This window comes from Agrobacterium sp. RC10-4-1, assembly GCF_014138475.1.
Lineage (GTDB): Bacteria > Pseudomonadota > Alphaproteobacteria > Rhizobiales > Rhizobiaceae > Agrobacterium > Agrobacterium pusense.
Genome location: NZ_JACJIT010000007.1, coordinates 261834 through 286653, shown reverse-complemented (window position 1 = coordinate 286653; position 24820 = coordinate 261834). Strand labels below are relative to the sequence as shown.

26 protein-coding genes are annotated in these 24820 nt (G+C 60.5%); 20 read left to right on the top strand and 6 right to left on the bottom strand.

Annotated features, from left to right (window positions below; translation table 11 throughout):
- Positions 1 to 2 precede the first annotated feature (2 nt).
- From cobN to FHW77_RS20040, 5 genes are read left to right on the top strand one after another with little or no spacing between them, the layout of a single operon-like run.
- A complete protein-coding gene (cobN, locus tag FHW77_RS20060; RefSeq protein ID WP_004444170.1) occupies positions 3 to 3353 on the top strand; it encodes a cobaltochelatase subunit CobN in 3351 nt (1116 codons plus the stop codon).
- On the top strand, positions 3353 to 4705 hold the full coding sequence (cobG, locus tag FHW77_RS20055) for a precorrin-3B synthase (RefSeq protein WP_004444168.1): 1353 nt from the start codon (positions 3353 to 3355) through the stop codon (positions 4703 to 4705). The genes cobN and cobG overlap by 1 nt, the downstream gene beginning before the upstream one ends.
- Positions 4702 to 5334 carry a precorrin-8X methylmutase gene (locus tag FHW77_RS20050; protein WP_004444167.1) on the top strand — a complete coding sequence of 211 codons (633 nt, stop codon included), beginning with the start codon at positions 4702 to 4704 and terminating at the stop codon, positions 5332 to 5334. The genes cobG and FHW77_RS20050 overlap by 4 nt, the downstream gene beginning before the upstream one ends.
- Positions 5331 to 6098 (top strand): precorrin-2 C(20)-methyltransferase, encoded by a 768-nt coding sequence (locus FHW77_RS20045; protein WP_004444165.1) that lies wholly within the window; start codon positions 5331 to 5333, stop codon positions 6096 to 6098. The genes FHW77_RS20050 and FHW77_RS20045 overlap by 4 nt, the downstream gene beginning before the upstream one ends.
- Positions 6095 to 6856, top strand: coding sequence for a precorrin-3B C(17)-methyltransferase (locus FHW77_RS20040; protein ID WP_004444163.1), 762 nt, complete (start codon positions 6095 to 6097; stop codon positions 6854 to 6856). The genes FHW77_RS20045 and FHW77_RS20040 overlap by 4 nt, the downstream gene beginning before the upstream one ends.
- Here FHW77_RS20040 and FHW77_RS20035 read toward each other — a convergent pair.
- Complete coding sequence (locus tag FHW77_RS20035; RefSeq protein WP_004444161.1) at positions 6823 to 7605, bottom strand: cobalt-precorrin-6A reductase; 783 nt, start codon at positions 7603 to 7605, stop codon at positions 6823 to 6825. The two genes, FHW77_RS20040 and FHW77_RS20035, sit on opposite strands and share 34 nt — an antisense overlap.
- Here FHW77_RS20035 and FHW77_RS20030 point away from each other — a divergent pair.
- Genes FHW77_RS20030 through cobM form a run of 3 tightly spaced genes read left to right on the top strand, consistent with a single transcriptional unit; the run spans position 7604 to position 10049 of the window.
- Positions 7604 to 8863, top strand: a complete 1260-nt coding sequence (locus FHW77_RS20030; RefSeq protein ID WP_004444158.1) for a bifunctional cobalt-precorrin-7 (C(5))-methyltransferase/cobalt-precorrin-6B (C(15))-methyltransferase — start codon at positions 7604 to 7606, stop codon at positions 8861 to 8863. The two genes, FHW77_RS20035 and FHW77_RS20030, sit on opposite strands and share 2 nt — an antisense overlap.
- Positions 8857 to 9279: a cobalamin biosynthesis protein gene (locus FHW77_RS20025; RefSeq protein WP_004444156.1), complete on the top strand. Its 423-nt coding sequence runs from the start codon at positions 8857 to 8859 to the stop codon at positions 9277 to 9279. The genes FHW77_RS20030 and FHW77_RS20025 overlap by 7 nt, the downstream gene beginning before the upstream one ends.
- Positions 9276 to 10049: a precorrin-4 C(11)-methyltransferase gene (cobM, locus tag FHW77_RS20020; protein ID WP_004444155.1), complete on the top strand. Its 774-nt coding sequence runs from the start codon at positions 9276 to 9278 to the stop codon at positions 10047 to 10049. The genes FHW77_RS20025 and cobM overlap by 4 nt, the downstream gene beginning before the upstream one ends.
- Here cobM and FHW77_RS20015 read toward each other — a convergent pair.
- A complete protein-coding gene (locus tag FHW77_RS20015; RefSeq protein WP_182590674.1) occupies positions 10004 to 11134 on the bottom strand; it encodes a cobalt-precorrin-5B (C(1))-methyltransferase in 1131 nt (376 codons plus the stop codon). The two genes, cobM and FHW77_RS20015, sit on opposite strands and share 46 nt — an antisense overlap.
- A 57-nt stretch (positions 11135 to 11191) precedes the next feature.
- Between FHW77_RS20015 and cobA the strand changes: the two genes are divergently transcribed.
- The 3 genes from cobA to FHW77_RS20000 all read left to right on the top strand — a co-directional run bounded on the left by cobA (position 11192) and on the right by FHW77_RS20000 (position 14739).
- Entirely contained in the window at positions 11192 to 11980 is a 789-nt protein-coding gene (cobA, locus tag FHW77_RS20010) for a uroporphyrinogen-III C-methyltransferase (RefSeq protein ID WP_004444150.1), read from the top strand.
- Complete coding sequence (locus tag FHW77_RS20005; RefSeq protein WP_004444146.1) at positions 11977 to 13293, top strand: cobyrinic acid a,c-diamide synthase CobB; 1317 nt, start codon at positions 11977 to 11979, stop codon at positions 13291 to 13293. The genes cobA and FHW77_RS20005 overlap by 4 nt, the downstream gene beginning before the upstream one ends.
- A gap of 198 nt (positions 13294 to 13491) precedes the next feature.
- Complete coding sequence (locus tag FHW77_RS20000) at positions 13492 to 14739, top strand: cytochrome-c peroxidase (RefSeq protein WP_004444144.1); 1248 nt, start codon at positions 13492 to 13494, stop codon at positions 14737 to 14739.
- Here FHW77_RS20000 and leuB read toward each other — a convergent pair.
- The 3 genes from leuB to FHW77_RS19985 all read right to left on the bottom strand — a co-directional run bounded on the left by leuB (position 14720) and on the right by FHW77_RS19985 (position 17100).
- Positions 14720 to 15832 carry a 3-isopropylmalate dehydrogenase gene (gene leuB / locus FHW77_RS19995; protein ID WP_004444142.1) on the bottom strand — a complete coding sequence of 371 codons (1113 nt, stop codon included), beginning with the start codon at positions 15830 to 15832 and terminating at the stop codon, positions 14720 to 14722. The genes FHW77_RS20000 and leuB overlap by 20 nt on opposite strands.
- Before the next feature lie 270 nt (positions 15833 to 16102).
- Positions 16103 to 16708: a 3-isopropylmalate dehydratase small subunit gene (gene leuD, locus FHW77_RS19990; RefSeq protein WP_004444140.1), complete on the bottom strand. Its 606-nt coding sequence runs from the start codon at positions 16706 to 16708 to the stop codon at positions 16103 to 16105.
- Between the two features lie 161 nt (positions 16709 to 16869).
- Complete coding sequence (locus tag FHW77_RS19985; protein ID WP_004444139.1) at positions 16870 to 17100, bottom strand: hypothetical protein; 231 nt, start codon at positions 17098 to 17100, stop codon at positions 16870 to 16872.
- Positions 17101 to 17210: 110 nt separating this feature from the next.
- Here FHW77_RS19985 and FHW77_RS19980 point away from each other — a divergent pair, with 110 nt between their 5' ends.
- Together FHW77_RS19980 and FHW77_RS19975 are read left to right on the top strand one after the other, a co-directional pair.
- A complete protein-coding gene (locus tag FHW77_RS19980; RefSeq protein ID WP_004444137.1) occupies positions 17211 to 18122 on the top strand; it encodes an HpcH/HpaI aldolase/citrate lyase family protein in 912 nt (303 codons plus the stop codon).
- Entirely contained in the window at positions 18119 to 18325 is a 207-nt protein-coding gene (locus tag FHW77_RS19975; RefSeq protein ID WP_003505258.1) for a DUF1737 domain-containing protein, read from the top strand. The genes FHW77_RS19980 and FHW77_RS19975 overlap by 4 nt, the downstream gene beginning before the upstream one ends.
- A 19-nt stretch (positions 18326 to 18344) precedes the next feature.
- On the opposite strand, the gene FHW77_RS19970 is transcribed toward FHW77_RS19975, so the two are convergent.
- Positions 18345 to 18785, bottom strand: coding sequence for a metallopeptidase family protein (locus FHW77_RS19970; RefSeq protein ID WP_003520258.1), 441 nt, complete (start codon positions 18783 to 18785; stop codon positions 18345 to 18347).
- Between the two features lie 333 nt (positions 18786 to 19118).
- Between FHW77_RS19970 and rplU the strand changes: the two genes are divergently transcribed.
- The 7 genes from rplU to FHW77_RS19935 all read left to right on the top strand — a co-directional run bounded on the left by rplU (position 19119) and on the right by FHW77_RS19935 (position 24779).
- A complete protein-coding gene (gene rplU / locus FHW77_RS19965) occupies positions 19119 to 19433 on the top strand; it encodes a 50S ribosomal protein L21 (protein WP_003492690.1) in 315 nt (104 codons plus the stop codon).
- A 40-nt stretch (positions 19434 to 19473) separates the two neighbouring features.
- Positions 19474 to 19743: a 50S ribosomal protein L27 gene (rpmA, locus tag FHW77_RS19960; protein ID WP_004444127.1), complete on the top strand. Its 270-nt coding sequence runs from the start codon at positions 19474 to 19476 to the stop codon at positions 19741 to 19743.
- 131 nt (positions 19744 to 19874) lie between these two features.
- Complete coding sequence (locus FHW77_RS19955; protein WP_004444125.1) at positions 19875 to 20507, top strand: GNAT family N-acetyltransferase; 633 nt, start codon at positions 19875 to 19877, stop codon at positions 20505 to 20507.
- Positions 20504 to 21097, top strand: a complete 594-nt coding sequence (locus FHW77_RS19950) for a GNAT family N-acetyltransferase (RefSeq protein WP_004444123.1) — start codon at positions 20504 to 20506, stop codon at positions 21095 to 21097. Before FHW77_RS19955 ends, FHW77_RS19950 begins: the two co-directional genes overlap by 4 nt.
- Positions 21098 to 21266: 169 nt before the next feature.
- Positions 21267 to 22334, top strand: a complete 1068-nt coding sequence (gene obgE / locus FHW77_RS19945; protein ID WP_004444121.1) for a GTPase ObgE — start codon at positions 21267 to 21269, stop codon at positions 22332 to 22334.
- Complete coding sequence (gene proB, locus FHW77_RS19940; RefSeq protein ID WP_004444120.1) at positions 22331 to 23500, top strand: glutamate 5-kinase; 1170 nt, start codon at positions 22331 to 22333, stop codon at positions 23498 to 23500. Before obgE ends, proB begins: the two co-directional genes overlap by 4 nt.
- A complete protein-coding gene (locus tag FHW77_RS19935) occupies positions 23493 to 24779 on the top strand; it encodes a glutamate-5-semialdehyde dehydrogenase (protein WP_004444117.1) in 1287 nt (428 codons plus the stop codon). The genes proB and FHW77_RS19935 overlap by 8 nt, the downstream gene beginning before the upstream one ends.
- The last annotated feature ends 41 nt before the right edge of the window (positions 24780 to 24820 follow it).

Genomic DNA, 24820 nt, shown 5'->3' with positions numbered 1-24820 from the left:
CGATGCATATTCTTGCCACCACATCCTCGTCTCTTGACGATCTGATCGAGCCGGTTGACCTCAACCAGCCTCGATCGGATGTGGTGATGCTGTCGTTTTCGACAAGCGATCTTGCCGGGCTTGAGCAGGCGTGGCGACAGGCGGACAGTGTGCTCCCCAGCCTGTCCGCCGCAAACCTCGCCGAGCTTCGCCATCCCATGTCGGTTGACCTGTGGATCGAAAAGACGGCGGAGCATGCCACGGTCATCCTTGTCCGAATCCTCGGTGGAGCGGAACGCTGGCGTTATGGAGTTGATCAGCTTTCCAGCATGGCGCGCCGACGTGGGATAAAGCTTCTGCTTCTGCCCGGCGAATGCAGTGAAAGGGACGAAAAGCTCGAAGCGGCGTCGACCGTGGACACACACATCCTGGCATCCGTCCTTTCCTTTTTCCGCGAAGGTGGAAGAGAGAATATGGGTCGCCTTGCCGGTGGCCTCGCCGCTCTGGCAAGAGATGACGCATGGCCGATGATAGAAGCTGAGCCATTGCCGAAAGCCGGCTTTTATCGGCCGGGGGTGGGGGTGTTGGGGCAAATGGAGGCCTGCTCTGGCTTCCCGGCTGCCGCGCCCGTTCTGCCTATTGTCTTTTATCGCTCCATGTTGCTGGCTGCGGATGCAGCGCCGGTGGATGCGCTCTTTCACGCGCTTTGCGAGCGCGGTTTCTCCCCGGTGCCGATTTTTGTCAGCGGCCTGAAGGATGGCGACGCCCTTCGCTTTCTCGAAAAGGCGCTGAGGGATATTCAGCCGGCTGCCATCCTTGCTGCGACGGCCTTTGCCAGTCAGAGCGATGCCGATGGCCATACGCTGTTCGATCGGCTTGGCGTTCCCGTTTTCCAGGTCGCCATGGCGACGACCCGCCGCGACGGCTGGGCGGCGAATGCGCGTGGACTAAACCCGTCCGATCTTGCCATGCATATTGTGCTGCCTGAACTGGATGGCCGGATTTTCGCAGGCGTGATTTCCTTCAAGCAGCCTCGGACCGATGGCGGTATCAGTCTCGTAAACATGCCGGAGGCGGATTGTGTCGAACAGGTGGCAAGCCGCATCGCGGCCTTCCTGCGTTTGAAAAATACCTCGCCGGAGGAGCGGCGCATTGTCGTTCTGATGCCGGATTATCCGGGTGCAGCCCCGGGTCGAACCGGTTATGCCGTTGGTCTGGATGTGCCGCAAAGCGTGCTCGAAATGCTGCGAGATCTTGCTGATGCCGGCTATTGCGTCGAAGATATTCCTGAAACGGCAAGGGCGCTGCTCGATCGCCTTGAGCAGCAGAAAGCGACGATCGATCTTGCGGACTATCGAGGTTTTCTTTCGGGTTTGCCTGACGATGCCGCGGCCTCCTTGAGTGCGACATGGGGAGCTGCGGAAAGTGATGAAGCTTTCGCCGATGGCGGGTTTCGTTTTCGCGTCGCGCGTTTCGGCCAGGTCTTCGTGGCGCTTGCGCCGGACAGGGGGCGCAATGAGGACCGCCGGGTTGACTATCACGATCCCGCCCTGCCTCCGCGCCACGCGCTTGTTGCCTTCGGCGCATGGATGCAGCGCGTGGCATCCGCCCATGCCATCGTGCATGTGGGCGCGCACGGTACGCTGGAATGGCTGCCGGGCAAGACAGTGGCGCTTTCCCGCAAGTGCTTTCCGGAAATTGTCACTGGTCCGCTGCCGGTGATTTATCCGTTTATCGTTTCCAATCCCGGTGAGGCGGCGGTGGCGAAACGGCGCATTGCAGCCGTCACCATCGGCCATATTCCGCCGGTGCTGGTTAATGCCGGGCTTTCGCCGGAACAACTGGCGCTTGAACAGCTGGTCGACGAATATGCGCAGGCCGATGGGCTCGATCGGCGACGGCGCGACCGGCTGGCGAAGCTGATCATTGAAAAAGCGCAGGAAACCGGGCTTGCAACCGAGGCCGGCGTGAATACGAAGGACGATGCCGACGCCGCCCTCTCACGCATCGACGCCTTTCTCTGTGATCTCAAGGATTTTGCGATCAAGGACGGCCAACACATTTTCGGCCGATGCGCCGAAGGTGAGGCTGATCCTCTGAGACTTCAAAGCGCCCGGGCCGAGAAGGCGGCCTTGCTTGCCGCACTCGATGGCCGGCACGTTGCTCCCGGTCCTTCCGGCGCACCGGCACGGGGCCGGATCGATGTACTTCCCACGGGCCGCAATCTTTATGCAGCGGATCCGCGCACGATGCCGACGCCCACCGCTTTTGAACTCGGGCGCATGGCCGGCGAAGAGGTGCTCCGTCATCATCTGCAGAGCCACGGGGATTGGCCGAAACATCTGGTGTTCGATCTCTGGGGAAGTGCCAGTCTTCGCAACGGCGGCGAGGATGTGGCGCAGGCGCTGCACCTGATGGGAGCGCGGCCGATTTACGACGCCGGCACCGGCCGCGTGACCGGCATCGAGGTGCTGCCGCCGGCCAGCCTCGGCCGTCCACGCGTTGATGTGACGTTCCGCATTTCCGGCCTGTTTCGGGATATGTTTCCTGCGCTGATCGCGCTTCTCGATGCTGCCGCCAAGGCCGTGGCGCGGCGTGAAGAAGCGCCGGGCGACAATCCGCTTGCGGAAGAGGCGGCTCTGCTCGGTCATATACCACCGCGGATTTTCGGCTCTGCGCCCGGCACCTATGGTGCCGGTATTGAGGAGAAGCTCGCCAGCGGCAAATGGGACGAACGCGAGGAGCTGGGTAAAGCCTACTTAGATGCGGCAAGTCACGCATTCGGGGGTGCGGACGGGCTGGAGATTTTCGAGGATGCCGGATTTGCGCAGGCGGTGCGCCGGGCTGATCTTCTGGTTCACACCGGCGATGATCCCGGCCGCGATCTTCTGGACGGTTCTTCCGATGTCGCTTTCATTGGCGGCTTTTCCGCTGCCAAGGCTGCACTTGGAGGCGTTGCCGATATCGTGGCGCTGGATACGACCGATCCGGCGCGCCCACGGGCAAGATCGATGACACAGGCCCTGACGCGGGTGGTGCGGGCCCGGGCCGTCAATCCGCGCTTCATCGAAGGCCAGATGCGACATGGTCCACGCGGTGCGGCGGAGTTTGCCGAGGCGGTGGACCGGCTGGTCGGCTTTGCCGAAACCACCAATGCGGTGTCGTCATCGTTGATCGAAGCCCTTTACGATGCCTATTTCGGCAATGAAGCGGTGCGCGATTTCATCCTGCGCGAAAACCCGAAGGCAGCGCGGGTGATGGCGGAACGTTTCTTGTCCGCCCGCCGCCGCGGCCTGTGGCACAGTCGCCGAAACGCGGTGGATGCGGAGCTTGAAATGCTGCTTTTGCCCCGTCCGGAAAGGGTCGGCGCGTGATGACGGCCTTATTCAATCCCGTTCAGCCAGTCAGCCGCCGCGGTGCATGCCCGGCTCTCTCTGCACCCATGCCCACCGGCGATGGTCTCCTGTCACGGATCGCATTCGAAGAGGATATCACGCCCCTTGAGATGAAGAGGCTTTGCGATCTTTCGGATTTCCATGGCAATGGCTTGATGGACATTACCGCCCGGGGCAGCCTGCAATTTCGCGGTCTGTCGCCCGAGAGCGCGCGCTTTCTGGAAAAAGAGGTTCTGGCGCTTGGTCTACCGCTTCGCGATGGGCTGGCGGTTGAGGTTTCGCCCTTATCCGGTCGCGACGAGACGGAAATTGCCGATGGCCGTTCTCTTGCAGACGAGATTCGCCGGGAGGCAAAAGCGCTGGGGCTTGCTGAAAAACTCGCCGCCAAAATGTCTGTGGTGATCGACGGTGGCGGATATGTCTCCATGGGAGATTTGCTCGCTGACATCCGCCTGAAAGCACAGCGTCTGGAAGGGCAGGTCTTCTGGCGCCTGTTTGTGGGCGGTCCGGAAAGCAGCTCGGTGGATGCGGGGCTGGTTGGCGCCGGCGCCGCAGCTGGTGTCGTCCTTGAATTACTCGCGCTTCTGGCAAAAAAAGGTCCGCTCGCCCGCGGTCGCGATCTGGATCGGAAGATGATTGAAGCGATCTGCGGTGATCATCTGGTGGATTGGGCCGGAAGCGAGGCATCCCCGTCCTTCGTGCCTTTGGGTTTGATGGCCGCAGGCGGGGCCGGTTTTGCTGCAGGCGTCGCGCCTGCCTTCAGTCAGATCAAAGCCGCTGATATAGCGCGTCTCTGCGAAACGGCCGCCATGCTCGGTATTCAGTCTCTTCGGCCAGCGATAAATCATAGCCTGCTGTTTTTCGGTTCCCAGCGCGCGTGCGGCGCACTACTTGCAAGTGCCGGAACATCGGGTTTCGTCACGGCTGCCGGCGACGGGCGATCTTCCATAGCAGTCTGTCCCGGCGCTCCCGGTTGCGCGTCGGCCTTTTATCCTACTCACGAACTGGCTTCCTTTGCGGCAGGCGCTTGCGCCCCGCTGCTCGACGGTTCCGTGACCCTGCATATTTCCGGATGCGGCAAAGGCTGCGCCCATCCCGCGCCGTCGCTTCTGACCTTTTCAGGTTCCGATAATGGCATGGCTTTTTCGATTTTTGGCCGCGCCGGTGATTCGCCGGACGGCATTTTACCCTTTGCACAACAAAGAGCGGCGCTTTCGCGGCTTGCCCGTCTTTATGAAAAAGAACATAAGCCCGGGGAAAACGCCGCTGGCCTGTTTGCCCGTCTGGGCAGGCAGGCAATTGTCGCGGCGCTTCGACAGGATGACCGATGACCGACTATGACTATATTCGCGATGGCAATGCGATCTATGAGCGCTCCTTCGCCATAATACGCGAGGAAGCGGATTTGTCCGCTTTTGCCGAGGATCAGGCGGACATCGCCATTCGCATGATTCATGCCTGCGGGCTGGTTGAGGCCGCCGCCCATTTCCGTTTCTCCCCGGATTTTGTCTCTGCCGCGCGTGGCGCACTCCTTGCGGGCAAGCCCATCCTTTGCGATGCGGAAATGGTCGCCCATGGTGTGACGCGCGCGCGCCTGCCAGCCGCCAATGCGGTCATCTGCACACTTCGTGATCCGCGCACGCCCGACATTGCGAGGTCCATCGGCAATACACGTTCGGCCGCCGCGCTTGATCTCTGGGCGGAGCACATGGACGGTGCTCTGGTGGCGATCGGCAACGCGCCAACAGCCCTGTTCTATCTTCTGGAGATGCTCGAAAAGGGCGCGCCTCGCCCCGCCGCCATCATCGGCATGCCGGTCGGTTTCGTCGGCGCAGCGGAATCGAAGGATGCGTTGGAAGTCAGTACGCTCGGCATTCCCTACGCCATCGTCAAGGGACGCATGGGCGGCTCGGCCATGACGGCTGCCGCCGTCAACGCTGTTGCGAGGGCGGGCCTGTGAGCGCGGCTCTTTTTGAACATCGTAAGGGGAAACTCGTCGGCGTCGGCACCGGTCCCGGCGATCCTGAACTGCTGACGCTGAAAGCGGTGCGCGCCATCGAGGCAGCCGACGTTCTGGCTTTCTTCTGCAAAAAGGGCAGTAGCGGCAACGGCCGTGGTATCGTCGAGGCCTTTATCCGTCCGGGCACGCTTGAAATGCCGTTGGTTTACCCCGTCACGGTCGAAAGCGACAAGAACGGTGAGAATTATCGCGATGCGATCGCCCGATTTTTCGATCAGTCGGCGAAGGACATTGCAGCACATCTCGAAGCCGGCAGGAATGTTGCCGTGCTCTCGGAGGGCGATCCGCTGTTCTATGGCTCCTATATGCATCTGCATCTGCGGCTTGCGCCGTCCTATCAGGCGGAAGTCGTAGCCGGCATCACCGCCATGTCCGGCTGCTGGTCCATGGCTGGGCTGCCGCTGGTGCAGGGAGACGATATTCTGAGCGTGCTTCCTGGAACGCTTGCAGAAGATGTTCTTTCTGACCGTCTTTCCGGCACGGACGGGGCGGTCATCATGAAAGTCGGGCGCAACCTGCCCAAAATCCGCCGTGCACTGGAAAAGGCCGGCAAGCTCGAACAGGCGCTTTATGTCGAGCGCGGCACCATGGCCAACAGCCATGCAGTGCGGCTCATCGAGCGGGATGCTTCGCCTGCGCCTTACTTTTCGCTGGTTCTTGTACCTGGCTGGAAAACGAGGCCCGGCGCGGGTGAAGCACCATGACCGGCAAGCTCGTCGTCGTCGGACTGGGTCCCGGTAATGCTGCACAGGTGACGCCGGAGGCGCTTGCGGCTGTCGCGGCATCCGACGATTTTTTCGGCTATATTCCTTATCTCGACCGGCTGTCGCTTGGTCCCCACCAGCGCCGCCATGCCTCCGACAATCGTGAGGAAATCTCCCGCGCTGAACAGGCCCTTCGGCTTGCGGCCGAAGGTGGCAGGGTCTGCGTGGTTTCCGGTGGTGATCCCGGTGTTTTCGCCATGGCGGCGGCCATCTGCGAGGCAATCGAAAATGGTCCATCCGAATGGCGCGATATCGATGTTTCCGTCGTGCCGGGCGTGACGGCGATGCTGGCGGTGGCGGCAAGAGCGGGTGCGCCGCTCGGGCATGATTTTTGCGCCATTTCACTGTCGGACAATCTCAAACCCTGGGGAATCATCGAGAAACGACTGATCGCGGCGGCGCAGGCGGGTTTCGTGATGGCCTTCTATAATCCTGTCAGCAAGGCGCGGCCGCATCAGCTCGGCACGGCGTTTGACCTGCTGCGGGTGCATCTGCCCGGATCGGTGCCGGTGATCTTCGGCAGGGCGGCAGGCCGCCTGGATGAGCGCATACGGGTCGTGCCGCTATCGGAGGCGTCGAGCGACATGGCAGACATGGCGACCTGTGTCATTGTCGGTTCGGAAGAAACGCGTTTGATCGAACGTCCCGGAAAAGAACCGATCGTTTATTCGCCTCGTTTTTCGAAAAGAGAAAACTGATGGTGGATGGCGGTGAGCGCAGTCGCTATATCCGGCACCGTTACGCTTGTGGCGGCCGTGTCGTGCGACTGCCTCGGCCGCTCGATCATGATAACCGGCAGATGGAGTTGTCTGGCCGCTTCGATCTTGCCGTAACTTGCTGCGCCACCCGAGTTTTTCGATATCACGACCTCAATGCGGTTTTCTTCCAGCATACGGATTTCGTCCTCCGTTGCGAAAGGACCGCGTGCAGTGATGTAACGCGCATCCGGCAACTTCAGCGGCGGTTCCACGGGATCGACGCTGCGGATGAGATAGTTGTGCTGGGGCGCGGCCTCAAAAGGAAGAAGCTCCTGTCGACCGAGCGCCAGAAACACGCATCTGCCTTGGCCGCCAAGCGCGACGATCGCCTGATAGATGCTCTCGACACTTTGCCAGTTATCGCCCGGCTGAAGCTGCCAGGCAGGACGCGAAAGCCTGATGAGCGGAACGCCTGCTCGCTTCGACGCCTCCACGGCATTGGCGGAAATTCTGGCGGCATAGGGATGGGTCGCATCCACCAGAATATCGAAATTCCCGGCGCGGATGAAATCCGCCAGCCCCGCCGCACCGCCGAAGCCGCCACTGCGCATGGGTACGGGCTGTTCCACCGGGGAGATCGTGCGCCCTGCCATGGAGAGCAGGATACGATAGCTGGAATCTTCGCCCAGCCGGCCGGCCAGGAGGCGGGCATCGGTCGTGCCGCCAAGAATGAGTATGGAGCGTGTCATGACCTCTGAATATTCCGGAACGGGCAAGGCTTCCACCGAAAAGGAAGCAACGCGCTGGCTTTCCATCGTCGGCATCGGCGAGGACGGGCTTGACGGGCTCGGTAAAAATGCGCTGCGGGCAATCGAGGCCGCCGAAATTGTCTTTGGCGGCAAACGTCATCTGGACCTGGCCGCTGCGGCCATTCAGGGCGAGGCGCGGGCCTGGCCCGTGCCATTCGACGTGGAGATGAGGGACGTTCTGGCGCTGCGCGGCAGGAGGATTTGCGTGCTGGCATCCGGTGATCCATTCTTCTACGGTGTGGGCGTCACGCTTCTGAGAAACGTCCCTGTCCGAGAGGTTGCATCGTATCCTTCGCCTTCGGCCTTTTCTCTCGCGGCTTCCCGGCTCGGCTGGCCGCTGCAATCGGTCGAGTGCGTTTCGCTGCACGGCCGACCCATCGACCTTTTGCGGCCGCATCTCCATCCCGGCACCCGCATCATAGCGCTGACGTCGGACGAGCGCGACCCGGTTTTGATCGCAAAATTGCTGTCTGCCTCCGGTTTCGGCCGGTCGGAATTCACTCTGCTCGAGGCTTTGGGAGGAGAACGGGAAAGATCGCGCCGCCTCCCGGCGAGCGATTTCGCCGTTAAGGACGTCAATGCTCTGAATGTCGTGGCAATTGACGTTGTTGCGGATCAAGGCGCACGTATCCTGCCCTTTGCGCACGGACTTGACGATGGCCTGTTCGAACATGACGGGCAGATCACCAAACGCGAAATCCGGGCTGTGACCCTGTCGTCGCTGGCGCCACGCCGCGGCGAACTGCTTTGGGATATCGGTGCGGGTTCCGGCTCGATCGGCATTGAATGGATGCTGTCGCACCCCTCGCTCCGTGCCATTGCCATAGAGCAGCATCCAGCAAGGGCGGAACGCATAACGTTTAATGCCGACGTCTGCGGTGTTCCCGGGCTTGAGGTCATGATCGGTTCCGCTCCCGACGCTTTTGAAGGGTTACCCCGTCCGGACGCAATCTTCATTGGCGGCGGCGGCAGTGAAGCGGGTGTATTCGATGGGGCCGTGGAGGCATTGAAATCCGGGGGACGTCTGGTCGCCAATGCCGTGACGTTGGAAATGGAGGCAGTTCTGCTGGCCGCGCATGCGAGGCTCGGCGGTTCGATCGTAAGACTGGATGTGTCGCGGGCGGCTGCTGTCGGTTCAATGTCGGGGTGGCGTCCGGCTATGCCGGTGACCCAGTGGAGCTGGGTGAAGCCATGGTGATCGTGGCTGGCATAGGCTGCCGTAAGGGAGCGACGGCGGGGATGATCATCGCTGCCTTGCGCGCTGCCGAGCAGGATTTTGGCGTCAAGGCCGACCGTCTGGCAACTGCGCCACTTAAATCGCGGGAAGCCGGCCTTGCGGAAGCGGCGAAAACCCTTTCCCTGTCGCTCGAAATCGTCGCGCAGCACCGGCTTGACGCGGTTATCTCGAAAACGCTGACGTTTTCACGCGCAAGTTTCGAGCGGTCCGGTTTGCCGAGCGTGAGCGAAACCGCGGCGCTTGCGGCAGCGGGAGAGAATGCAAGACTGGTCGCGCCGCGGCTCGTACACGGCGATGTGACGGTGGCCATCGCAACCGCTGACGGTGCCGCCCCAGAGGATGGCGGCTGCGCGATCGAACATGGAGAACACGAATGACGGTTCATTTCATCGGTGCCGGTCCGGGCGCCGCCGATCTCATTACGGTGCGCGGGCGCGATCTTATCGCGGCGTGCCCGGTCTGCCTTTATGCCGGCTCGCTGGTTCCGAAGGCGCTGATCGACTATTGCCCGCCGGGCGCGCGTATTGTCGATACGGCCGCACTTTCGCTGGATGAGATCGAGGCGGAATTCATCGCGGCAGCAAGGGAAGGCAAGGACGTTGCACGGTTGCACTCCGGCGACCTTTCCGTCTGGAGCGCAATGGGCGAACAGATCCGCCGGCTGGAGCAGCTGGGGCTCGATTACAGCGTGACGCCCGGGGTTCCTTCCTTCGCCGCCGCCGCGGCAGCCTTGCAACGCGAACTGACGGTGCCGGAAGTGGCGCAGAGCCTTGTGCTGACGCGGATTTCCGGGCGTGCATCGAAGATGCCCGATGGTGAGACGCTGCAGGCTTTCGGCGCGACGGGCGCGACGCTTGCCATCCATCTTGCCATTCATGCCATCGGCAGGGTCGTGGAAGAATTGACGCCGCTTTATGGTTCCGATTGCCCCGTCGCCATTGTCGTGCGGGCGTCCTGGCCGGATGAGCGGGTCATTCGCGGTAGCCTGTTCGATATCGAAGGCAAGCTTGCGGCCGAGCCTGTCGAGCGCACGGCGCTGATCTTTGTCGGCCGTGGTTTGGCCTCGACGGATTTTCGTGAAAGCGCACTCTACAGTGCAGACTATGTACGCCGCTTCCGGTCTCCAAAGGAGGATGCGGCGGGCTGATGCGACGGGGTGGAGGCGGTGCGTCCCTTCAACGCGCCCTGGCGATCGAAAACCAGGATATCCAGTGCTATGGTCGGCGTCCTCAGCGCCGCCGCCGCGGTCACCCAGGCTTTTTCCGCAACGATCGCGCCAAGATCGATAGCGTTGCGATCGGCCAGCTGGAAAGCATGGGCGACGGTGTTGGCGCTGCGAATGGCGTCAGCGAGTTCCCCATCGCCACCTGCCTCCCCTGCCAGCGCCGCCAGCGCATCGAGATCGGCAAGACCTTTTTTGGAGTGCACGTCGAGCATCCCCTGGGCGAGCTTCGTCATCTTGGCGACGCCACCAGCAATCGTTACCCGTTCGACCGGGTGGCTGCGCAGATATTTCAACATGCCGCCGATGAAATCCCCCATGTCGATCAACGCGGTCTCGGGCAGTTCATACAGCGCCTGTCCCGCTTTTTCAGAGGAGTTCCCGGTAGCGCCGAGCACATGAGTGCAGCCGGTCGCACGCGCCACGTCAATGCCTCGCCAGATGGAGTGGATCCAGGCCGAGCAGGAAAAAGGGATAACGACGCCCGTGGTGCCGAGAATGGAGATACCTCCGAGAATGCCGAGTCTGCCGTTGAGGGTTTTTTCCGCAAGTTTCTCGCCGTCCCGAACGGAAATTTCAACTTCGAAATCAGTCTCCGCACCAGCCACCTCGTGAATGGCGGTTTCGATCATCTTGCGTGGCACGGGATTGATGGCGGGTTCTCCTGGCGGCAGGGGCAGTCCGGGCCGCGTGACGGTGCCGACGCCCATGCCGGCCTTAAAGGTGATACCGCTTCCCGGTTGACCGCGCCGCACCGTGCTTTCGATCAGCGCGCCGTGGGTAACATCAGGGTCATCGCCTGCATCCTTGATGACACCTGCGCGGGCGAAGTTTTCACCCTTTTCCTCGGTCGCGAGGGAAAATGCGGGCCTCGCGCCGCTTGGAAGTTCGACCTCGACAGGGTAAGGAAACTCGCCGGTCAGAAGGGCGGCGCAGGCCGCCTTCGTGGCGGCTGCCGCGCAGGTGCCCGTGGTCCAGCCGCGGCGAAGGGTCTTTCCATCCGTTTCCATATGAATTCCTATAGCCGGGACGGCTTTTTCCGTCATCGTTAAAAAGCAGCCAAGAGAATGTCGATACCGCAGATTTTGAACAGTATTGCCGCAAAAAGTCCGGCCTTCGAAGCGGGGCACGTCTGGCTCGCGGGCGCAGGGCCGGGCGATGTGCGTTATCTGACGCTCGAAGTGGTGCTGGCACTCTCCCAGGCCGAGATCATCGTGCGTGATGCGCTGGTGAGTGACGATGTAGTGGCGCTCGGTCCCCAGGCGGAGATCGTCTTTGCCGGCAAGCGCGGTGGCAAGCCCTCTGCGACGCAGGACGATATTACCGCCTCGCTGATCGATTTCGCCCGGCAGGGAAAAAAGGTGCTGCGGCTGAAGGGCGGCGATCCCTTTATTTTTGGCCGTGGCGGCGAAGAAGCGGAGGCGCTGGTTCGTGCCGGCGTTCCGTTTCGCATATTGCCGGGCATGACATCTTCGCTGGCGGCGCTGGCTTCTGCGCGTATTCCAGCCACGATGCGTGGGATCAGTCGCGCCGTGACGCTCGCCACCGGTCATGCGGCGGGCACGGAGGAGGACCTGGACTGGCTGGCGCTGGCAAAAACACAGGAGCCCGTCGTCGTTTATATGGGTCTGAAGAATATCGGCGCAATTGCAAAGCTTCTGATGCAGGGCGGACGTGCGGCAACGACGCCGGTCGCTGTCATCATGTCGGCGACAACTGAACAAGAGCGCATCTTTATTAGCAAGCTGGAAAGCATAGCTGGCGATGCAATGCGGGAAAATTTCGAAGCGCCGGCCTTGATCGTCATCGGAGAGATTGTGTCGATGCGCGAGCGGCTGGGAGTTTCGCAGGCATGACGGCGCGGGCGATCATCATCGGCGCAGCGCGCTCGGGATCCGGCAAGACCAGCGTGACCATCGGCCTGCTGCGGGCTTTTGCCCGACGCGGCATCAAGGTACGCGGCATCAAGACGGGACCCGATTACATAGACCCGGGTTTCCATGCCTTCGCCACCGGCTCGTCAGGTCTTAATCTGGATAGCTGGGCAATGAGGCCAGAGCTGCTGCTGCACCTGTTTTCACAGCACACGCAAGACGCCGATCTCATTCTGATCGAGAGCGCGATGGGCCTGTTCGACGGCATTCCGGTGGCGGAAAACCGTACCGGTTCGGCTGCGGATCTGGCACGGCTATTCGGCATTCCCGTGCTGCTGGTCCTCGATGTGTCCGGTCAGTCGCAGACCGCCGCCGCCGTTGCTCACGGTTTTGCCCATTACGATCCCGCCGTAACCATGGCGGCGGTGGTGCTGAACCGGGCCGGCAGCGAAAGGCACAGGCTCCTGTGTACGGAAGCCATCGAAAAAATCGGATTGCGGGTTGCCGGATGCGTGCTGCGCGACCCCTCCCTCATCCTGCCGGAACGTCACCTGGGTCTCGTGCAGGCGAGCGAACATCCGGAAATCGATGCACATATCGAAAGGCTCGCGGACGCGATGGAAAAATCCATCGATCTCGATGCCGTGTTGTCTCTTGCTGCACCGGTCGAGCTGCCTCCGGGTTCGAAAGCAGCAGCCATCGCGCCGCCCGGCCAGCGCATTGCGCTGGCGGAAGATGCAGCTTTTACCTTCCTTTACCCGCATCTCAAGAAGCACTGGCATGCATCCGGCGCCGAAATCGTGCGTTTTTCTCCGCTCGCCGATGAGGCTCCGGATGGGCGCTGTGATATCTGCTGGCTGCCCGGCGGGTATCCCGAGCTTTTTGCCGGAAAACTCGCGAATGCCGCTGTTTTCAAGGCCGGCATCACCCGCTTTGCCGCGACAAAGCCCGTGCATGGCGAGTGCGGCGGTTACATGGTGATGGGGGCGGCGCTGGAGGATGCCGATGGGGTGACCCATGCCATGACAGGTCTGTTGTCGCATGCCACCAGCTTTGCCACGCGCAAGATGAATCTCGGCTACCGGCAGGCAACAATTGCGGTGAATGGTCCGCTCGGATCGGCAGGGGAAGTTCTGCGCGGCCATGAATTCCATTATGCGCGGGTCATCGATCCCGGCCAAGACGCGCCTTTTGCTGAGATAGCCGACGGGCAGGGTCGCCCGCTCGGGCCTTCGGGCGGCAGGCGAGGCCTCGTTTCGGGCACGTTTTTCCACGCCATTGCCCGGGGCGTTTGATCCCGGTGCGGCAAAGTGGAGCAAGCTGTGAAAGTTTGTAGGCTCCGACCGTGAGAAAGTGTTATAGGGTCCTCTCAGAGGGCATGGAAAGACGGAAATACTTCCGGCGCTCCATGTTCCGTGAAGTCCGGCCGGAAGCCGTTCTGTCTGCCGCGGCCCGGATCTGCTATCGCGCATTTATCTCGAGCGTGCCTACCGATGACGAAACCCGGATTTTTTCTCTCCGCCGCTATGGCTGCATCCGTTCTGCTCGCTCCTTTCGGTGTCGGGTTCGATGGCGTGGCTGCTCATGGCGGCGAAGATTATGCGACGCTGGAAAAGCTCGGCGCGGCGCTCTTTGACGATCCCAATCTTTCCATGAACAGGACGATGGCCTGTTCCACCTGCCATATGCAGTCAGCCGGTTTTTCCGATGGACGGGAAAACGACAAGGTTGGGCGCGATGTTTCGCTCGGCGATGACGGTTTCTCACTGGGCGACCGCAACGCGCCGACCGCGGCCTACGCCCGGTTCTCACCGCCTTTCGGCAGGAATGCGGCGGGAGAGTATGTGGGTGGCCAGTTCTGGGACGGCCGCGCCTCGCTGCTGGAGGATCAGGCAGGTGGACCGCCGCTCAACCCCGTCGAAATGGGTATGCCGAACAAGCCCTCGGTCGTGAAGCGACTCAAGGAGAATCCGGATTATGTCGCGGCGTTCGGCACGCAGTTTGGCAAGGATGTTTTTGAGAACGACGACACCGCCTATGCCGCAATGACGAAGGCGCTGGCGAGCTTTGAGCGATCGGACGAGTTCTCGACCTTCGATTCCAGATATGACCGCTTCCTGCGTGGCGAGGAAAAGCTGACTGATCAGGAAGAGCTGGGGCGGGTTCTTATCTCCTCGACGCAATTCACCAATTGCAATACCTGCCACGAAATCCGGGGCGCCAAGGGTCTGGAAGACGGCCTCTTCACCAACCACAAATATTTCAACATCGGTGTGCCCGCCAATACACCTGTCCGGGCCGTAAATGGCTCGAAGCCGGGCGCAGTCGATCTTGGTCTTGCGCAGAATCCGATCGTCGCCGGTGATCCGGCTGAGCGCGGCAAATTCAAGGTGCCGACGCTGCGCAACGTCGCCGTGACCGGCCCTTACATGCACAATGGCGTGTTCAAGGATCTGCGCACGGTCGTGCTGTTTTACGTGAAATATAAGAGCAAGAAGCCGAGCCGTCAGATCAATCCTGAAACCGGCAGGGCCTGGGACGCGCCTGAGGTGCCTGAGAATATCGCCATGGCGGAACTGACATCAGCGCCGGCGCTGGACGACAAGCGGGTCGACGCCATTGTCGCGTTTCTGAAGACACTGACCGACAGGCGCTACGAGCATCTTCTTACGAAGGAAAACGGGCAGACGGCTATGCCGCCTGCCCAGCCTGTATCAAGCCTTACGCCGAAAGCGCCTTGAATTCGACAAGAACCGCATCACCCATTTCGGACGTGCCGACTTGGCGGCTGCCTTCTGCCATGATGTCGGCGGTTCGGATGCCCTTGTCGAGCACGTTTGCAATCGCTGTCTCGAGTTTCGTTGCCTCATCCACCATGTTGAACGAGTAGCGAAGGCACATGGCGAAGGACGCGATCATGGCGATGGGGTTGGCGATGCCCTTGCCGGCAATGTCAGGCGCCGAGCCGTGGACCGGCTCGTACATCGCCTTGCGTTTGCCGGTCTTGGCGTCCGGTGCGCCAAGCGAGGCGGAAGGCAGCATGCCAAGCGAGCCGGTGAGCATGGCGGCGACGTCGGAAAGCATGTCGCCGAAGAGATTGTCGGTGACGATAACGTCGAACTGCTTGGGTTTGCGCACCAGCTGCATGCCGCCGGCATCCGCCAGCATATGCTCCAGCTGAACATCCCTGTACTTTGCGGCATGGGTTTCGGTGACCACCTGGTTCCACAGCACGCCCGACTTCATCACGTTGCGCTTTTCCATCGAGCAGACGCGGTTGTCGCGGGTGCGGGCCAGCTCGAAAGCGACACTGGCGATCCGCTCGATCTCGAAGGTGTCATAGATCTGGGTGTCGATACCGCGCTTCTGGCCGTTGCCGAGGTCGATGATCTGCTTTGGTTCACCGAAATAAACGCCGCCCGTCAGCTCGCGAACGATGAGGATATCGAGACCTTCGACAAGTTCCGGCTTCAGGGAGGAAGCGGCGGCGAGTGCCGGGTAGCAGATGGCGGGACGCAGATTGGCGAAAAGTTCAAGATCCTTGCGCAGGCGAAGAAGGCCGGCTTCCGGGCGATGCTCATAGGGAACGCCATCCCATTTCGGGCCGCCGACGGCGCCGAAAAGGATAGCATCGGCGGCGAGCGCCTTTTCCATGTCCGCATCGGAAATCGCAACGCCATGGGCGTCATAGGCGGAACCCCCGACCAAGCCTTCGGAGACTGTGAAACCGGCACCTTCAGCGCTGTTCATATAGTCGATCAGCTTGCGGACTTCGGCCATGGCCTCAGGGCCGATACCATCACCGGGCAGAAGGAAAAGCGAACGAACTGTCATAGGAACCCTCCTTGGGCGGCGCGCCGGAAAACATCCAGAAGGGTTTTCGATGGCGGCGAGCACGGCGTCAAACTCGTTCCGTCCTGCATCTGCAAGGTCTTATTGCAGCCAGACGGGATCGGGGGCTTCTTATCTCTGCCTCAGGGGCTTTTCAAGCAAAGCAAAAGCCGATCCGGTACGGTTTTGTACGGGATCGGCTTTTTAGTCTTTTACCTTGACGCATTTTCCTGACGGGCCCGCTTGTGCGAATGCCCGACGTAGAAAGTGGGATCAGGCCCAGGGCCGCGCGGAGGCGTTGGTCTTTTCGAAGGTATCGATTGCGCCGCGATGTTCCAGCGTCAGGCCAATATCGTCGAGGCCATTCAGCATGCAGTGACGCTTGAACTCATCGATCTCAAAACTGATCGTACCGCCGTCGGGACCGCTGATCTCCTGACGTTCAAGATCGATGGAAAGAACGGCGTTTGATCCGCGCGATGCGTCGTCCAGCAGCTTTTCCAGGTTCTCCGGGCTGACGACAACCGGAAGAATGCCGTTCTTGAAACAGTTATTGTAAAAAATATCCGCAAAGCTGGTGGAGATCACGCAGCGGATGCCAAAATCGAGCAGCGCCCAGGGTGCGTGTTCGCGCGATGAGCCGCAGCCGAAATTATCGCCGGCGACGAGGATCTGGGCGTTCTGGTAGGCGGGCTTGTTCAGCACGAAATCGGGACTGGGCGAACCGTCTTCGAGATACCGGGATTCAGCGAAAAGGCCCTTGCCGAGACCGGTGCGCTTGATGGTCTTCAGATAATCTTTCGGAATGATCATATCGGTGTCGATATTGACGACCGGCATGGGCGCGGCAACGCCTGTCAGCTTGGTGAATTTTTCCATCTGTCGCTTCCCGTGTTTCCCTGAACAAAATCTGGCTCTGGCTAAAGCCGGCCGGAGTTAACTTGGGAAATACTGCAAAAATGGTCGCTTTAGAAGCGCAAACCCGCATTCATCGGTACGCCTTGCGCGCACCGCCGGTGCTTTTTCCGAATTCATCGACCTCAGAGATCGATAATCGTACCCTTACCATCGTTCCAGACGCGCATGTCGCGCTGACCGCGGGGCTTCACAGGGATCGGAGCCGGCTTCAGACGCGCGGACAGGAGGCGGGATGCGCTGAGAACCGCGAGCACGCCAATGAAAGCGACCGTAAGCGACGCCGTGAAAAGAGCGGCCATGGCCAGAATTGCAATGCCGGATGCGGCGATGAAAAACGAACGTATGCCTTGCATGATCCAAACCTTTCTTTCCAGACGAATGTGGGCCTTCTTCTTCCGGCTTGCAAGAGGATTCAGTGGATTGTCGGCTTGCAGATGTCACAAAAGCTTGACACAAGTGCGGCATGGTCAGTTTTTCCGAAAATATTCCTGTCCGACCGCGCCGTTCGCTGCTGTCCGTCCCCGCGATCAACGTCCGGGCACTGGAGAAAATTCGCGATCTCGATTGTGACGGGGTGATCCTCGATCTGGAAGATTCGGTAGCGCCCGACATGAAGGGCAAGGCGCGGGAGAATCTGAAAACCTTGTTTTCGGAAGCCCCTTTTTTCGGCGGCGAGACCATTATTCGCATCAATCCCCTCTCCACGTCTGAGGGGAGGGCGGATCTGCAGCTTGTTCTTTCCTGTCGGCCGAACGCAGTCTTGCTGCCGAAGGTGGAACAGCCGGCGGATATCAATGACGTGGCTGATCTTCTGGCCGAAGCAGATGCGCCCGAAGCCCTGAAAATCTGGGCGATGATCGAGACGCCGCTCGGTGTCCTGAACGCCGCCTCGATTGCAGACGCGGCCCACACGCCGGATGCACGGCTGGCGGCTTTTGTCATCGGACTGAACGACCTCCGCAAGGAAACGCGCGTTCCAGCGCTGACAGACCGCATGTATCTCGTACCCTGGATGATGCAGGTTGTGCTTGCCGCCCGTGCGTACCGTCTGGAAGTCATCGACAGCGTTTCAAACGACTTTCGTGACATCGAGGCCTTCGAAGCTGAATGCGAACAGGGGCGCGCCATGGGGTTCGATGGCAAGATGTTGATCCATCCTGCTCAGATCGAGCCGGCTAACCGGCGTTTCGCCCCGGACGAGACTGCGGTCGCGGAAGCGCGTGAGATCATTGCGGCTTTCGCAAAACCGGAATATGCGAAATTGAATGTCATCAACATGAATGGTCGGATGACAGAACGGCTGCATGTAAACCAGGCCGAAAGGCTGGTCGCCATGGCCGATATCATCGCACAAAGAAAGGTAAAAACGACGTGAAGGTCTATCGTTTCATCACCGGACCGGACGACGCGAAATTCTGTCACCGGGTTACCGAGGCGCTGAACAAAGGCTGGGAACTCGCGGGTTCGCCAAGCTATGCCTTTAATGCGGCAAGTGGCGTCATGCATTGCGGCCAGGCCGTGACCAAGGTGGTCGAGGGCAAGGAATACCATCCCGACATGAAGCTCGGCGAGCAGTAAGCAGTCATGGCCGCCCCGATCAGCGATCGGCGGCGGCCTCGTCGGCGCTTTCTTCAATCCGCTCCATGTCGTCATCAGACAGGCCGAAATGATGGCCAATCTCGTGGATGAGGACATGAGTGATGATATCACCCAGTGTTTCCTCGTTCTCGGCCCAGTAGTCTAGAATGGGACGTCGATAAAGCGTGATACGGTTTACCATCTCGCCCGTTTCCATGGTGAAACGTTCGGAGATGCCCCGGCCCTCGAAAAGCCCCAGGAGATCGAAAGGGGTTTCGAGCGCCATGTCTTCGAAGACATCGTCGGTCGGGAAATCGGCGATCTCGATGATGAGATCTTTCGTCAGTGCGCGAAATTCTTCCGGCAGGTGGCCATAGGCCTCGATCGCAAGCGATTCGAAGGCGGAAAGTGTCGGCGCATGGCGGTCCCGCCAATCGTCGGTCTGGTCTATGCGGGCCATTTCTGCTCCTTGTTGGAAGGCCCATATAAACACTTGCTGGACAAATTTCGAGACCTGACTGCCGCGCCTGCCGAAAAAGCATGAAATTCTTGGCGTTACAGTTACTTTTCAAGCCGTCTTCATCTTGACATAAACCGGCGTCTCGCGTAATCGGCACCCAAATTGATGGCGTAGTGCGCCTTCTTTTAAATACCGCCCTCAAAAAGGCGGCTTCACCGGCAGACATTCAAAGGGACATCCTGTCCCGACGGGTTTCTACCAAATTCCGACTGATAAAAAGACGGCCAGCTTGCTTAGGCGGGCAGAGCCGGAACGAACATGAAAGGATAAAAAATGTTCGCAGTCATCAAGACCGGCGGTAAGCAGTACCGCGTAGCGGCCGACGCCGTGCTGACCATCGAAAAGCTGGAAGCAGAGGCAGGCGCAACTGTAGAATTCACCGAAGTTCTCGTTGTTGGCGAAGGTGCCGACGCCAAGTTCGGTGCTCCCTTCGTCAAGGGTGCCATCGTCAAGGCGGAAGTTGTCGAGCACAACCGCGGCAAGAAGGTCATCGCCTTCAAGAAGCGTCGTCGTCAGAACTCCAAGCGTTCGCGCGGCCATCGTCAGCATCACACTGTCGTCCGCATCACGGACATCGTTGCTGCCTGATCGGCGCGACACGGGAAACAAGGTTTAAAGGAGAACTCCAATGGCACACAAAAAAGCTGGCGGTTCCTCGCGTAACGGTCGCGATTCCGAATCCAAGCGCCTTGGCGTAAAGAAGTTCGGCGGCGAAGCTGTCATTCCAGGCAACATTATTCTGCGTCAGCGCGGCACGCAGTGGCATCCCGGCGCCAATGTTGGCATGGGCAAGGACCACACGATTTTCGCACTGACCGCAGGTAACGTGAACTTCCGTACGAAGGCCAATGGCCGCGTATTCGTATCCGTGGCACCGAAAGCGGAAGCCGCAGAATAAGCCGGTAAGCGTCATATGCAGCCGGTGTCCCATCGACCCGGCTGAGGCGTATCAGGTTCAGTCAAGAAAACAGGGGAGATGGGGCACCACCCAACTCCCCTTTTTCTTTAACCCCAAGGAGGGACTGAACCATGCAAGCTGAATTGTTGAGGGTTGACCAATCACGGTCACCCGAGGAACGGCCGAGGCCCGATCGGTCGAGGAGCGATTGCCCCGTTTTACTGTCGCAGAGGCTGGTTTTGCGCAAGCCTCACGAAGAAGACATCGACGCCCTTGCCCATCTTGCCAACAATGCCAATATCGCGACCATGGTATCGCGTATGCCGCACCCCTACACGGCCAAAGACGCCGCGGATTTTGTGCGACGCTCCAAAGCTGGCGAGATTGGCAAGTGCGTCTATGCGATTACCCGCATGGACAATGGCGAGTTTCTGGGCTGCTGCGCGCTCGAACCCCAGGAAGACGAAAAGACGCTGGAGATCGGTTACTGGCTGGGGGAACCCTACTGGAACCGGGGATACATGACCGAAGCGGCGCATGCGCTGATCGACATGGCCTTTCGTACGCGTGAGATCGACCAGATCGATGCCCGTTGCCGGGTCACCAACATCCCGTCGCGCCGTGTCATCCAGAAGTGCGGTTTCCAGTTCCAGGGCTCCGGCATGGTCGGTTCGCTGGCGCTCGGTGGCATGGTGCCGGTCGAATGGTACAGGCTGGACCGCAAGACCTGGGTTTCGCTGAAGAGCTGGGGGGACATGGGATGAGCACGCTCGAACTGAGCCGCCGCCGGGCGGCCCCTGCGATAGCGCCGCCAGGCCCCTGCCCCGTGATCGAGACATCGCGTCTGGTGCTGCGCCCACAGCGCCTTTCCGATGCCGGCAGCATTGCGGAATCGCTTGGCGATTTTGCGGTAACGAAAATGCTGGCCCGCGTTCCCGCGCCTTACCACAAGCAGGATGCGCTGGAGTGGCTGGTGTTGCGCACCTCCGGCACCCTGCCTGACTGGGATTTCGCCATCACCAGCGGTGACGACACGCTGATTGGCGTCGTCTCGGTGGAATTGCGGCATGGCGAGTGGCATTTGGGCTACTGGCTCAACCGCTTCTACTGGGGCAAGGGTTACATGACCGAGGCGGTGGCCGCCGTCGTCGAGCGGTTCTTTCGCCGCATGCCGGGAGTGACCCTTCACTCCGGCGTGTTTGCGGATAACCCCGCCTCGCTGCGTGTGCAGGAGAAGCTCGGCTTCCGGGTGACCGGTTGTCACCAGATTTACGCCACGGCGCGTGCCGCCATGGTGGCGCATATCGACACGATGGTCACGGCTGAAGATTTCATTAAGCCGCATCGCATTTGAGGAGCATTACAAGGCCGGTTTGATCCAGACCGGCCTTGTCTCGCGCATGAGCTTCCCGCACGATAGTCTTTGACCTTGTGAAGAAGCGCTTGTATTCGAAACGACGATATTTTTGTTTGGCGCAGCACGATTGGTTGTTGTGCCCGCAAACCGACAGAACGGCAGTCCGATGAAATTTCTCGATGAAGCAAAAGTCTATATCAAGTCCGGTGATGGCGGCGCGGGTGCCGTGTCGTTCCGGCGTGAAAAATTCATCGAATTCGGCGGCCCTGATGGTGGTGATGGCGGACGCGGCGGCGACGTCTGGGTTGAGGTGGTCAACGGTCTCAACACGCTGATCGACTTCCGTTTCCAGCAGCATTTCAAGGCCTCGATCGGCCAGCACGGCATGGGCAAGACCCGCACCGGCGCCAAAGGTTCCGACGTGGTGCTGCGGGTGCCTGTTGGCACGCAGATTTTTGAGGAAGACAACGAGACGCTGATCGTCGACCTCACCAAGGAGGGCCAGCGCTTTCGCCTGGCCGCGGGCGGCAATGGCGGTTTCGGCAATGCCTATTTCAAATCGTCCACCAATCAGGCACCGACGCACGCCAATCCGGGTCTTCCGGGTGAAGAAAAGACGGTCTGGCTTCGTTTGAAGCTGATTGCCGACGCTGGTCTCGTTGGCCTGCCTAATGCGGGCAAGTCTACATTCCTTGCAACCGTGACGCGCGCGCGGCCAAAGATTGCCAACTATCCGTTCACCACGCTGCATCCGAACCTTGGTGTCGCGACCATCGATGGCCGTGAATTCGTGCTGGCCGATATTCCCGGATTGATTGAAGGTGCGCATGAGGGGGTCGGCATCGGTGACCGTTTCCTCGGCCATGTCGAGCGCACCCGCGTGCTTCTGCATCTCGTTTCCGCGCAGGAAGAGAAGGTCGGCAAGGCCTACAAGACCGTCAAAGCTGAACTCGATGCCTATGGTGGCGGACTGACAGACAAGCCGGAAATCGTCGCGCTGTCACAGATCGACGTGCTGGATGAAAAGGAACTGAAAAAGAAGGCCAAGGAACTGGAAAAGGCCTGCGGCCGTCCGCCGCTTCTTCTGTCCGCTGCCGCGCATATCGGCATGACGGAAGCCCTTCGCGCCCTTCGCGACATCATCGTGTCGGCAAGCAATGGCGGCGAAACCGCCCTTCCCGATCGGTCCATGCCGCATGAGAGCGAGGTCGAGGAAGAGGACGACCGCCTATGAGCCTGACGCGCAAGCCGCTGGGCAGCCACCACCGGATCGTCATCAAGATCGGATCGGCGCTTCTGGTGGACCGCAAAAGCGGCCTGAAGAAAGACTGGTTGGATGCCATCTGCGAGGACATCGCGGCGCTGAAGAAAAACGGTGCGGATGTTCAGGTGGTGTCTTCGGGCGCTATCGCTCTTGGCCGCACCGTGCTCGGCCTGCCTTCGGGCGCGTTGAAGCTGGAAGAAAGCCAGGCGGCGGCGGCTGTCGGCCAGATTGCGCTGGCGCGGGCATGGTCGGAAAGCCTGTCGCGGCATGACATTGTTGCCGGCCAGATTTTGCTGACGCTCTCCGACACCGAAGAGCGTCGCCGTTATCTCAATGCGCGCGCCACCATCAACCAGCTTCTGAAGATCGGCGCTATTCCGATCATCAATGAAAACGACACGGTTGCGACTACCGAAATTCGTTATGGCGATAATGATCGTCTGGCGGCGCGCGTGGCGACCATGACGGGCGCCGATTTGCTGGTTCTGCTGTCGGATATTGACGGCTTGTACACAGCTCCGCCGCATCTCGATCCGGACGCCAAATTCCTTGACACGATTGCGGACATCACCCCCGAAATCGAAGCCATGGCGGGCGGTGCAGCTTCCGAGCTTTCGCGCGGCGGCATGCGCACCAAGATCGATGCGGGCAAGATTGCCACCGCTGCCGGCTGTGGCATGATCATCGCGTCAGGCAAGACGCTCAATCCGCTCAAGGCCATCGAAAACGGTGCGCGCTCCTCATGGTTCGCGCCATCCGGGACTCCGGTGACGGCACGCAAGACCTGGATTGCCGGGCAATTGCAGCCCGCTGGCGAAATCCATGTGGATGCCGGCGCGGAAAAGGCCCTTTATGCCGGTAAAAGCCTGCTTCCCGCTGGCGTGCGGCAGGTCAAGGGCAATTTCGGGCGCGGCGATGCCGTTGCCATCATCGGCTCGGAAGGCCGTGAGGTCGCGCGCGGTCTCGCGGGTTACGATGCGGAAGAGGCACGTCTCATCATCGGCCACAAGTCCAATGAGATCGAGGCGATCCTCGGTTATGTCGGACGGGCGGCGATGATCCATCGCGACGACCTCGTCATGACCGGGGCCGCCGTGAAAGTTAAGAGTGCAGAGAAGGATGAGGTCCATGCCTGAACAGGCCGTGAAGCAGAGCCATGATATTGACGCGCTGATGATGACCATTGGCGCTCAGGCGAAAGCTGCTTCACGACCGTTGTCCATCGCTGGCGCGGACCAGAAGAACCGTGCGCTGCTTGCCATGGCCTCCGCCATTGAAGCCTCGAAAGAGGCGATCCTTGGTGCTAACCGCAAAGATCTAGCCGCGGCGGATCAGGCTGGTCTTGCGCCCTCCTTCATTGACAGGCTGACGCTCAATGATGACCGGATTGCCGGTATCGCGGAAGGCATTCGTTCCGTCGCGGCGCTGCCCGATCCGGTCGGCGAAGTCATCGCCGCATGGGACAGGCCCAATGGCCTGAAGATCGAGCGCGTGCGCACGCCGCTTGGCGTCATCGGTGTGATTTACGAAAGCCGCCCGAACGTGACGGCGGATGCCGGCGCGCTATGTCTCAAGGCGGGTAATGCCGTGATCCTGCGCGGCGGCTCGGATTCGCAACATTCATCGCGTGCTATCCATGCCTGCCTCGTGGAAGGTCTGAAGATCGCGGGTCTTCCCGAGCATGCCATTCAACTGGTACCGGTGACCGACCGCGCCGCCGTCGGCGCGCTTCTCAGCGGCCTGAATGGCACGGTTGACGTTATCGTGCCGCGCGGCGGCAAGAGCCTCGTGGCCCGGGTACAGTCGGAGGCCCGCGTGCCGGTTTTCGCGCATCTTGAGGGGATCTGCCACATCTATGTCGATAAATCCGCTGATCTCGACATGGCGAAACGCATCGTTGTCAACGCCAAAATGCGCCGTACCGGCATTTGCGGGGCGGCCGAAACGCTGCTGGTGGATGCTGCTGCCGTTTCCACGCATTTGCAGCCGCTCGTCAAGGCTCTGATGGAAGTCGGTTGTGAAGTGCGCGGTTCGCAGGCCGTACGCGAAGTGATGGCGGGTCTCGCGCCGGCAACGGAAGAGGACTGGCGCACCGAATATCTCGATGCAATCATTTCGGTCGCCGTGGTGGATGGCATTTCCGGTGCGATCGAACATATCGGCACCTACTCTTCCAACCATACCGAGGCCGTTATCGCCGAGGATGCCGAGGTGGTGGCGCGATTCTTCAACGAACTTGATTCGGCCATTCTGCTGCACAATGCCTCGACCCAATTTGCCGATGGCGGTGAATTCGGCATGGGCGCTGAAATCGGCATCGCCACCGGCAAGATGCATGCGCGAGGCCCCGTCGGCGTCGAGCAGCTTACCTCGTTCAAATACCGTGTGCATGGCACCGGCCAGACACGGATCTGATATTTGCCGGCCGATAAGCGCCTCGACAGACGTTATCTCAC

Bases quoted from the DNA above. Each gene is read 5' to 3' on its own strand.
- cobN (WP_004444170.1), top strand. From the start codon at position 3: ATGCATATTCTTGCCACCACATCCTCGTCTCTTGACGATCTGATCGAG.
- cobG (WP_004444168.1), top strand. From the start codon at position 3,353: ATGACGGCCTTATTCAATCCCGTTCAGCCAGTCAGCCGCCGCGGTGCA.
- FHW77_RS20050 (WP_004444167.1), top strand. From the start codon at position 4,702: ATGACCGACTATGACTATATTCGCGATGGCAATGCGATCTATGAGCGC.
- FHW77_RS20040 (WP_004444163.1), top strand. From the start codon at position 6,095: ATGACCGGCAAGCTCGTCGTCGTCGGACTGGGTCCCGGTAATGCTGCA.
- FHW77_RS20030 (WP_004444158.1), top strand. From the start codon at position 7,604: ATGACCTCTGAATATTCCGGAACGGGCAAGGCTTCCACCGAAAAGGAA.
- FHW77_RS20035 (WP_004444161.1), bottom strand. From the start codon at position 7,605: ATGACACGCTCCATACTCATTCTTGGCGGCACGACCGATGCCCGCCTC.
- FHW77_RS20025 (WP_004444156.1), top strand. From the start codon at position 8,857: ATGGTGATCGTGGCTGGCATAGGCTGCCGTAAGGGAGCGACGGCGGGG.
- cobM (WP_004444155.1), top strand. From the start codon at position 9,276: ATGACGGTTCATTTCATCGGTGCCGGTCCGGGCGCCGCCGATCTCATT.
- FHW77_RS20015 (WP_182590674.1), bottom strand. From the start codon at position 11,134: ATGGAAACGGATGGAAAGACCCTTCGCCGCGGCTGGACCACGGGCACC.
- cobA (WP_004444150.1), top strand. From the start codon at position 11,192: ATGTCGATACCGCAGATTTTGAACAGTATTGCCGCAAAAAGTCCGGCC.
- FHW77_RS20005 (WP_004444146.1), top strand. From the start codon at position 11,977: ATGACGGCGCGGGCGATCATCATCGGCGCAGCGCGCTCGGGATCCGGC.
- FHW77_RS20000 (WP_004444144.1), top strand. From the start codon at position 13,492: ATGACGAAACCCGGATTTTTTCTCTCCGCCGCTATGGCTGCATCCGTT.
- leuB (WP_004444142.1), bottom strand. From the start codon at position 15,832: ATGACAGTTCGTTCGCTTTTCCTTCTGCCCGGTGATGGTATCGGCCCT.
- leuD (WP_004444140.1), bottom strand. From the start codon at position 16,708: ATGGAAAAATTCACCAAGCTGACAGGCGTTGCCGCGCCCATGCCGGTC.
- FHW77_RS19985 (WP_004444139.1), bottom strand. From the start codon at position 17,100: ATGCAAGGCATACGTTCGTTTTTCATCGCCGCATCCGGCATTGCAATT.
- FHW77_RS19980 (WP_004444137.1), top strand. From the start codon at position 17,211: ATGGTCAGTTTTTCCGAAAATATTCCTGTCCGACCGCGCCGTTCGCTG.
- FHW77_RS19970 (WP_003520258.1), bottom strand. From the start codon at position 18,785: ATGGCCCGCATAGACCAGACCGACGATTGGCGGGACCGCCATGCGCCG.
- rplU (WP_003492690.1), top strand. From the start codon at position 19,119: ATGTTCGCAGTCATCAAGACCGGCGGTAAGCAGTACCGCGTAGCGGCC.
- rpmA (WP_004444127.1), top strand. From the start codon at position 19,474: ATGGCACACAAAAAAGCTGGCGGTTCCTCGCGTAACGGTCGCGATTCC.
- FHW77_RS19955 (WP_004444125.1), top strand. From the start codon at position 19,875: ATGCAAGCTGAATTGTTGAGGGTTGACCAATCACGGTCACCCGAGGAA.
- FHW77_RS19950 (WP_004444123.1), top strand. From the start codon at position 20,504: ATGAGCACGCTCGAACTGAGCCGCCGCCGGGCGGCCCCTGCGATAGCG.
- obgE (WP_004444121.1), top strand. From the start codon at position 21,267: ATGAAATTTCTCGATGAAGCAAAAGTCTATATCAAGTCCGGTGATGGC.
- proB (WP_004444120.1), top strand. From the start codon at position 22,331: ATGAGCCTGACGCGCAAGCCGCTGGGCAGCCACCACCGGATCGTCATC.
- FHW77_RS19935 (WP_004444117.1), top strand. From the start codon at position 23,493: ATGCCTGAACAGGCCGTGAAGCAGAGCCATGATATTGACGCGCTGATG.